The organism is Flavobacterium sp., from assembly GCF_049318325.1.
Taxonomy (GTDB): Bacteria; Bacteroidota; Bacteroidia; order Flavobacteriales; family Flavobacteriaceae; genus Flavobacterium.
The window spans coordinates 1-9393 of sequence record NZ_JBMOGQ010000094.1 but is presented as its reverse complement, the minus strand read 5'-3'; the positions used below and the strand labels follow the sequence as shown (position 1 = coordinate 9393).

Genomic DNA, 9393 nt, shown 5'->3' with positions numbered 1-9393 from the left:
CGCCCTCGGCCCGCACCACGGTTTTTCCCGGCCAATTGCCGGTGTGCTGCCGCAGACCCGTGAGCGAGTTGAAAACTGTAAAACCAAACATTCAGCAAAAAGAGTAGAAGGCATCGACCGATTCAAATGTAAGTTGCAACGTGCTATTACAAATAACAAAATTTCTAAGCGATAAAGAATGGAAAAAGACAAACCAGATAATATTGTATACTCTGATGAAAAAGGATATCACGCGAGTATTTTGCCATATGCTACCAATGTTGGTGCTCCGTTGATTAAAATTGATGATCTTGTTTCTTGGAAGAGCAGAGGTATTAGTAATGTAAACAAAGAGTTTGAAAATAAGTTCAATGAACTTAAAATGCAATACCAAAATTTAATTGAAGAATTTGAGTGGAACGAATTAGTTTACAATTCACGGTTTTCTTTTGAGCCTGTAATTGGCGAAGTTTATCATTTGTACAGAGGTGATGATGGTATAAATTTTCTCTCTCTTATTTCTCCAAACGAATGGAATAAAGAACACATTGGCACTTTTAAATTAAATAGTGATAAAAAGTGGATAGTACTCCATAAAAATGACATCATTTTTTGATAAAATTTTAATTATGTACAATAAAATTTATTACAATACTGAGACTATAGATAGATTAGAAAAGCAACAGCGAGTTCATTTGATTAATAGTTTAGGCGGATTTAAAAGTGTTGCTTTGGTTGGAACTTCTGATAAACTTGGAAAAACTAATTTAGGTATTTTCAGTTCTTTTTTTCATATCGGAGCTAATCCTCCTTTAATCGGAATGATTTTTCGCCCAAGTCCACCAGAGCGTGATACTATGAGAAATATTATTGATACCCGTTTTTATACCATAAATCATATAAACGAATCAATATACAAACAAGCACATCAAACATCGGCAAGATATGACAAAGAAATATCTGAGTTTGATGCTACAGGTTTGAAAACCGAATACAGAAATAATTTTTTCGCTCCTTTTGTTGCCGAGTCTACTATTCAGTTAGGTATTGAATTTAGAGAAAAAATGGATATCTCTATAAATAATACAATTTTAATAATTGGAGAAATAATTCAAATTTATATTCCGGAAGATTGTCTAAACAAAGATGGTTTTGTCGATATAGAAAAAGCTAATACAATTACATGTTCGGGTTTAGATAGTTATCACAAAACAATCCAATTAGACCGATTAAGCTACGCAAAACCCGATAAAGAAATTACATCATTACTTCAAAATTGAAAAAAAAACCCGTCAATATTATTTGGTTCAAACGTGATTTACGTTTTACAGATCACGAACCTCTTTTTATGGCACAACAAGATAATCTCCCTATACTATTAGCATACTTTTTTGAACCATCAGTTATGGCATATGATGATTCTGATGTACGTCACTGGCGATTTGTTTATGAATCATTACAAGAAATGCAGTCTAAGCTAAAATCAGTTGAAGCTAAAATTTATTTTTTTCACAATGAAGTCCAATCTGTCTTTACAGAATTGCTAACTATTTATGATGTAAAAACAGTTTTTTCATATCAAGAAATTGGAAATAAATTTACTTTCGATAGAGATATTGCGATGCAGTCTTTTTTTGATGAAAACACTATTCATTGGAAACAATCTCAAATGCACGGTGTAATTCGGAAACTAAAATCTAGAAAAGATTGGGACAAACGTTGGGAAAATGTAATGCGTGCTGAACCCAAGATAATTAATATAAACGACCTAAAAATCGAAACTTTAGAAACTAATTTTTATACAAGATTAAAAGGAAATGAACTTCCAAAAGACATTACAACTCACCATAAAAATTTTCAGCAAGGTGGCGAGTATTGGGCTTGGCGGTATTTAGATAGTTTTGTAAAGGAGCGACATGTTAATTATAATAAGCACATTTCTAAACCCAATTTAAGTAGAAAAGGTTGTAGCCGATTATCACCCTATTTGACCTATGGTAACATAAGTATGCGAATGGTGTATCAATACACGAATCAGTTTTATGAAAGTTCACCTAATAAAAGAGCGATGCTTAATTTTGTTTCTCGTTTGCACTGGCATTGCCATTTTATTCAAAAGTTTGAAGGTGAATGTCGAATGGAATTCCATAACATTAACAGCGCTTTTGATACGATTATAAAGCCAAAAAACGAAAGGTATATTCAAGCTTGGCAGCAAGGAAAAACGGGTGTGCCGATTGTTGATGCCTGCATGCGTTGTGTGGTTACAACCGGATATCTTAATTTTAGAATGCGCGCTATGGTTGTATCTTTTTTTGTGTTTAATCTTTGGCAGGATTGGCGTGAATTACATTTTTTAGCTCGTCAGTTTTTAGATTATGAACCCGGAATTCATTATCCGCAATTGCAAATGCAGTCGGGTGTCACCGGAATAAATACGGTTCGAATTTACAATCCGATAAAGAATTCAGAAGAGCATGATAGTGAAGGAATTTTTATCAAAAAATGGTTGCCCGAATTAGCAAATATTCCAGCTCATTTAATTCACGAACCATGGAAATTGAGTCTTATAGAGCAGCAATTGTATCAATGCGAAATAGGCAAAGACTATCCCGAACCAATTGTTGACATTGAAGCTACTCGAAAACATGCCAGTGATATTATCTGGAGTTTTCGCAAAAAGGATGACGTCAAAGCTGAGGGCAAACGAATTCTGAATAAGCATGTAACCAATCCTAATTCAAATAAATCAATCAATGCGCGGAATAAAAAAGCAAGACTTACCTAACAAAACCTGCATGGTTTGCAACCGACCTTTTTCTTGGCGAAAAAAATGGGAGAAAGTTTGGGACGAAGTTAAATATTGTAGTGATAGATGTAGAGAAAATAAAAATGCAAAATAAAAATACACTTCGATTAATTTTAGGCGATCAATTAAACATAAATCATTCTTGGTTCAAAACCGTCAATGATAATGTTACTTATGTTATGATGGAAGTCAGAACGGAAACGGATTATGCTAATCATCATATTCAAAAAGTAGTTGGTTTTTTTACTTCCATGCGTTTTTTTGCTGTAGAATTAAAATCTAAAGGGCATGCTGTGATTTATATTAATTTAACTGATGAAAACAATTTACAATCTTTTGAAAAGAACTTAGATCTATTGTTTAACCAAGGAAATTACAATCATTTTGAATATCAATTACCTGATGAATATCGATTAGATATTTTATTCAAGAATTACTGTGCTCAGCTTAAAATTCCACGTTCAGTGTATGATACAGAGCATTTTTTCAGTACCAGAGAAGAATTAGGCAATTTCTTCGAAGGCAAAAAAATGTTTTTGATGGAGAGCTTTTATCGCGCCATGCGAAAGAAACACAATGTCCTGATGGATGGCGATAATCCCACAACAGGTCAATGGAATTATGATGGTGATAACCGTAAAAAGTTGCCTAAAGATCATAAAGCAACATCACCTTTAGTATTTAATAATGATGTAACTGAAATTTTTGATCAAATTCAGAAAGCAAATGTTAAAACAATTGGAAGAATTGATGCCAAGTATTTTGTCTGGCCTATCAACAGAACACAATCGTTAGCCTTACTTGATTTTTTTGTTGCCGAATGTTTGCCGTTATTTGGTTCCTATCAAGATGCGATGTCACCCAACGTATGGTCATTATACCATGCACGGATTTCATTTTCTATGAATGTCAAAATGATTTTGCCCAAAGAGGTAATCGACAGAGCTGTTCAAGAATGGGGAAATCGTAAAGATGAAATTGACTACAACCAACTTGAAGGTTTTGTTCGTCAGATTATTGGTTGGCGAGAATATATGCGTGGGATTTATTGGTTAAAAATGCCCGAGTTTGCTACGCTTAATTTCTTCAACCATACTGAAAAATTGCCCGATTGGTTTTGGACAGGAAAGACCAAAATGAATTGCTTAAAAGATGCTATAACACAATCTTTAGAGTATGCCTATGCACACCACATTCAGCGTTTAATGATTACCGGAAACTTTGCGTTGCTAGCCGGAGTGCATCCTGATGAAGTCGATGCTTGGTATCTTGGAATTTATATTGATGCTATCGAATGGGTAGAAATTACCAATACTCGCGGTATGAGCCAGTTTGCTGATGGCGGAATTGTAGGAACGAAACCTTATGTGAGTTCCGCTTCGTATATTGATAAGATGAGTCATTATTGTAGTTCATGTTATTATGACAAAAAGAAAAAGACCGGAGATAAAGCCTGTCCGTTCAATAGTTTGTATTGGAATTTTTATGATAAACAGGAAGATAAATTAGCTAAAAATCCACGAATTGGGATGATGTATAATGTTTGGCAAAAAATGAAACCAGAAGATAAAAGTTCTATATTAGAACAAGCCGATTATTATTTAAAAAATATAAATGAATTATGAAAAGAGCGATTGTTTGGTTTAAAACAGATTTGCGATTGCATGATAATGAAACACTTGTAAAAGCAATTTCACAAAGTGATGAAATTATTCCGGTGTATTGTTTTGATGACGCTCAATTTCAAATAACCGAATATGGTTTTCGTAAAACAGGTAGTTTTAGAGCAAAGTTTTTATTAGAATCAGTGGCAAATTTAGATAAAAACCTTCGTGAGTTAGGTTCGGGATTAATTGTTTTAAAAGGAAATCCTGAAATTGAGATTCCCAAAATAGTACAAGAATATAAAGCTTATAAAGTATATGCTAAACGTGAAGTAGCTTTCGAAGAAAAACAAAAAGAAAGTTTAGTGCAATCGGAACTTTTTAAATTACGCTGTGAATTTGAAACTTTTAGTACCAGCACATTATACCACGCAGAAGATTTGCCCTTTTCTATCAAAGATATTCCGGATATGTTCACCAATTTCAGAAAGAAGACTGAGAAAGATGCAACAATAAGAAATGTTTTTAAAAAACCAACTGCTATAAAATCTCCTCAAATATCCAAAATATGTTTGCCAACTTTGAAAGACTTAGGGTTGAATAATTTTTCAACTGATTCCAGAGCTGTCCTTCCGTTTAAAGGAGGAGAAACAGAAGCTATACTTAGGTTAAAACATTATTTTTTTGAAACAAAATCGATTTCCAAATATAAAGAGACACGAAACGGAATGATTGGTGCCGATTATTCCTCTAAATTTTCAGCTTGGTTAGCACTTGGAAGTTTATCTCCAAGAGAAATTTATTTTGAACTTAAAAAATATGAAACTCAATTCGGATCAAATGATTCAACTTATTGGTTGGTATTTGAATTACTTTGGCGTGATTATTTTAGGTTTATGATGAAAAAGCACCGTGCTAAATTTTTTCAACAAAATGGAATTCAAAGTAAAGGAATTAAAATTAGTAAACACAATATTTTGGCATTACAAAGTTGGATTAATGGTAATACCGGAGTTGATTTTGTGGATGCCAATATGATAGAATTGAAATTAACTGGTTTCATGAGTAATCGTGGGCGACAAAACGTAGCAAGTTATTTGTGCAATGATTTAAAATTAGATTGGCGTTATGGAGCAGCTTATTTTGAGGAACAACTTATTGATTATGATGTTTGTAGTAATTGGGGAAATTGGGCTTATTTGGCTGGAGTAGGTAATGACCCTAGAGGAAATCGCTATTTTAATATTGAGAAACAGGCAAAGGATTATGATAAAGATAAAGAATATAGAAAGCTATGGTTAGCTGATTTTTAAATTAAAAAATAAGAAGAGCAGTTTTCAATTTATTCTTTTTTAATTCAATTCAAATTATATAGTAAAACAATTTTTTAGAAGGAATTATTCCTAAAACTCTTTTTATATTTGTGGCTTATACTAAATTAATGGAAAAAATTTTCAACGACACTCAAGTAGCCTTTGCACTCAAGACAGATAACGAATTAGAAAGAGCTTATTTTTTATTTAAAATGATTGACAATGAGCCATTAGTGCGCATTGGAACTGCTATTACTAATTTTGCTTTGAAAGTGCATTTACCTGTTGAAAGTTTAATCAGAGTTACTGTTTTTGACCATTTTTGTGGCGGAACAACTGAGGATGATTGTCTTTCGGTTGTTGATAAAATGTTTACCAAAGGTGTTTCTTCTGTTTTAGATTATTCGGTCGAAGGAAAAGAAGAAGAAGAGCAATTTGACGCTGCCTTACAAATGACCTTAAAAACAATTGAATTTGCTAAAGAAAGAAAAGCGATTCCTTTTGCCGTTTTTAAGCCTACGGGTTTAGGACGATTTTATTTGTATGAAAAAATAGGAGAGAAGCAACCTTTAACTCTCGAAGAGCAAAAAGAATGGAACAGAGTTGTGGCTCGTTTTGATTTAATTTGTAAGACGGCACATGATAAAGATGTATCACTTTTAATAGATGGTGAAGAAAGTTGGATGCAAGATACTGCTGACGAATTAGTTACTGACATGATGAGAAAGTATAACAAAAAGAAAGCTATTGTTTTTAATACGCTTCAGCTATACCGTTGGGACAGAATTTATTATTTAAAAAAAATACATGAACAGGCTAAAGCTGAAGGTTTTTTTATTGGGATGAAAATCGTTCGTGGTGCCTATATGGAAAAAGAAAATAATCGAGCTGAAGAAATGGGGTATCCGACACCAATTTGCGAAAGTAAAGAGGCCACAGATATAAATTATGATACTACAATGACATATATGATGGATAATTTAGATGTAATGTCCATTTTTGCGGGAACACACAATGAATCAAGTACTTATAAAATGATAGAAATGATGGAATCTAGAGGGATTTCTAAAAATGATAACAGAATATGGTTCGGACAATTGTATGGAATGAGCGACAATATTAGTTACAATTTAGCAAAATATGGTTTTAATGTTGCCAAGTATTTACCTTTTGGACCAGTTAGGGATGTTATGCCTTATTTGATCAGAAGAGCGGAAGAAAACACATCTGTTGCTGGCCAAACAAGTAGGGAGTTAAACTTATTAAAGACTGAAAGACAGCGAAGAAAACTTAATAAATAGAAAAAAAAGCCTCACTAATTGAGGTTTTTTTATTCGTTTTTTTTTAAAATATATACATTGAAGTGCACTAAAATCAATATCTTTGAACTTAGTTTTTTAAACATACCTAGTAATAAGCTGAAGACCTTTCAAAATTTATTTTTTTAATGAAACCAATTAATTTTTTATATAAGTTATTAATTCTTATAAACGCATTAATTTCCTTTCAAGGGTTTTCACAAAATCTCTTGATTAATGGTGATTTTGAAAGTGGTGGTGCCGGTACAGGATTTCAGACTAACTATTTCCTTCCAGCAACTGCTGGTACAAGTGGTCCAAGAGATTATAATATTCTGACAAATTCATTTGCAATGAATACAGCTAATTTTGCTAATGCCAATGACCATTCTGGAACAGGAAAAATGATGGTGGTTGACGGTTCTACGAATTCAGGAGATAAAGTCTGGGAATTATTAAATGGTTCATCTATTGGGGTTGTAAGTGGTCGAACTTATATTTTTTCTTATTGGATTCGCTCTATTTCGGCAACAAATACAATTGCTAACTCAGCTATTATTGCTGTAAATACAAATGGCACAACAACAGCACCAGTTTTAACATCAGGATCAGCTTCTTGTCCTACTGGCAATCCATCAGTTTGGACACAAGTCACTTATACATGGACAGCAACAACTAATAATGCACAAATTTGGATTACTAATAATCAAACCAGTGTTACTGGTAATGATTTTGCCTTAGACGATTTTTCTTTAGTAGCTGCTCCGTTACCACTTTCTCTTTCTTATTCATTAACTAATGAAAGTTGTGCTAATAGTAATGATGGAACTATTAGAGCTTACGCCAATAATGGAGTGACACCTTATGTTACCTATAGTTTGACAAATGGAGGTCCAACCATAACCAATTCGACAGGATTTTTTACAGGTTTGGCTCCTGGAGCTAATTATACGCTTTCTGTAATAGATAGTGCTGGAACAATAGTAAGTCAAACTAATATTACAATAGGAGCTTCAACTGGTTTATTAACTAGCAATAATGTAACTATTTGTTCGGGAGCTCCAACTACATTGTCAGTCAGTGGAGGTTCCACAGGTTATACATGGACAGCTTCTCCCGCAGATCTGACTTTGACAGCAACGACAAGTGCAACGCCAACAGTTTCTCCTACTGTAACAACATTATATACTGTTACATCTACAAAAAATACTGTTTTGGATTTGATTACAAATGGTAATTTTTCAAATGGGAATATAGGTTTTGATAGTGATTATACTTATTACGCTCCAAACAATCCTACTTTAGCTCAAAAAGCATATGGAATAGTAGTAAACCCTAATACATGGGAGCCAGGATTTTCTGCAACTTGTGTTGATCAAACATCTGGAACTGGTCAAATGATGGTCGTAGATGGTTCGTCTACAAATGCAGGAAATGATTTAGTCTGGGGACAAACAATGCCTGTTAATGCAGGTCAGAATTATACTTTCTCTTTTTGGGCACAATCTTTAAATAATGGTTCTCCAGCAGTTTTAAGAGTAGTTATCAATGGTGTAACGGTTGGGACATTAAATTTAACCACAACACCTTGTAATTGGACTCAATTTTCCCCATTTGTGTGGAATTCAGGAGCAAGTACAACAGCTCAAGTACAACTTTTTGACACAAATACTTCTGTTAGCGGAAATGATTTTGCAATAGATGACATTACTTTCACTACAAATACAGTTTGTAATTTATCAGCTAGTGTGCAAGTTGATGTTAATGGATTGGCACCAAATGTAACTTGTGGGCTAACAACTGCTAATTCAATTACATTTAATTGGGTTCCTGTAACTGGTGCTACTGGTGGATATACAGTTTCCTATCAAATTAATTCAGGATCAATAGCATCTTTACCAACTTCGCCGTCACTAAATCTTACAGTAAATTCATTAAATCCAGGTGATCAAGTTAAAATTACTGTAACTCCTGTTGGTAGTGGATGTTATAGATCAACAACACTAACTTGTTCAACAACTACTCCATGTCCTGTTCCTGTGGTAAGTGTTACTCAACAACCTACTTGTACTAATCCTACTGGGACAATAGTTTTTACAAGTCCAGTAAATACTGTATTGCCCATTCCTTCAAATTTATTTATATCTCAAGTAACTGATGCAAATTCTGGTCAGTTGACTTATATAGAAATTTATAATGGAACTGGTGCAACAGTTAATTTAGCTAATTATAAAATTAAAATATACAATAATGGGCTTACAACACCTACTTGTGATTTGGCTCTATCCGGAAGTCTATTGAACAATAACGTTGTTGTCATTGCTGTTGGAAGTGTTACTAATCTTGGCGGAGTGGTACCTGATTTAACATTTGCAGGTTGTGGTGGAGTT

At 33.5% G+C, this 9393-nt stretch carries 8 protein-coding genes and 1 pseudogene; 8 read left to right on the top strand and 1 reads right to left on the bottom strand.

Annotation, left to right across the window (positions count from 1 at the left end; genetic code table 11):
- Positions 1-79 (bottom strand): annotated as a pseudogene (locus tag ACOYLP_RS08910) (FeoB small GTPase domain-containing protein); the annotation flags it as partial.
- Between the two features lie 99 nt (positions 80-178).
- Here ACOYLP_RS08910 and ACOYLP_RS08905 point away from each other — a divergent pair.
- The 8 genes from ACOYLP_RS08905 to ACOYLP_RS08870 all read left to right on the top strand — a co-directional run.
- Positions 179-595 (top strand): DUF2452 domain-containing protein, encoded by a 417-nt coding sequence (locus tag ACOYLP_RS08905; RefSeq protein WP_422855825.1) that lies wholly within the window; start codon positions 179-181, stop codon positions 593-595.
- Between the two features lie 13 nt (positions 596-608).
- The gene (locus ACOYLP_RS08900) at positions 609-1259 is read left to right on the top strand and encodes a flavin reductase family protein (protein ID WP_422855824.1); all 651 of its coding nucleotides are present in this window, start codon (positions 609-611) and stop codon (positions 1257-1259) included.
- Positions 1256-2767 (top strand): deoxyribodipyrimidine photo-lyase/cryptochrome family protein, encoded by a 1512-nt coding sequence (locus tag ACOYLP_RS08895; RefSeq protein ID WP_422855823.1) that lies wholly within the window; start codon positions 1256-1258, stop codon positions 2765-2767. Before ACOYLP_RS08900 ends, ACOYLP_RS08895 begins: the two co-directional genes overlap by 4 nt.
- Positions 2736-2882: a DUF2256 domain-containing protein gene (locus tag ACOYLP_RS08890; protein ID WP_422855822.1), complete on the top strand. Its 147-nt coding sequence runs from the start codon at positions 2736-2738 to the stop codon at positions 2880-2882. Before ACOYLP_RS08895 ends, ACOYLP_RS08890 begins: the two co-directional genes overlap by 32 nt.
- Positions 2872-4413: a cryptochrome/photolyase family protein gene (locus ACOYLP_RS08885; RefSeq protein ID WP_422855821.1), complete on the top strand. Its 1542-nt coding sequence runs from the start codon at positions 2872-2874 to the stop codon at positions 4411-4413. The genes ACOYLP_RS08890 and ACOYLP_RS08885 overlap by 11 nt, the downstream gene beginning before the upstream one ends.
- Positions 4410-5705: a DASH family cryptochrome gene (locus tag ACOYLP_RS08880; RefSeq protein WP_422855820.1), complete on the top strand. Its 1296-nt coding sequence runs from the start codon at positions 4410-4412 to the stop codon at positions 5703-5705. The genes ACOYLP_RS08885 and ACOYLP_RS08880 overlap by 4 nt, the downstream gene beginning before the upstream one ends.
- Before the next feature lie 128 nt (positions 5706-5833).
- Positions 5834-7006 (top strand): proline dehydrogenase family protein, encoded by a 1173-nt coding sequence (locus tag ACOYLP_RS08875; protein ID WP_422855819.1) that lies wholly within the window; start codon positions 5834-5836, stop codon positions 7004-7006.
- 146 nt (positions 7007-7152) lie between these two features.
- Positions 7153-9393: hypothetical protein (locus ACOYLP_RS08870; RefSeq protein ID WP_422855818.1), on the top strand; the 2241-nt coding region annotated here is incomplete at its 3' end.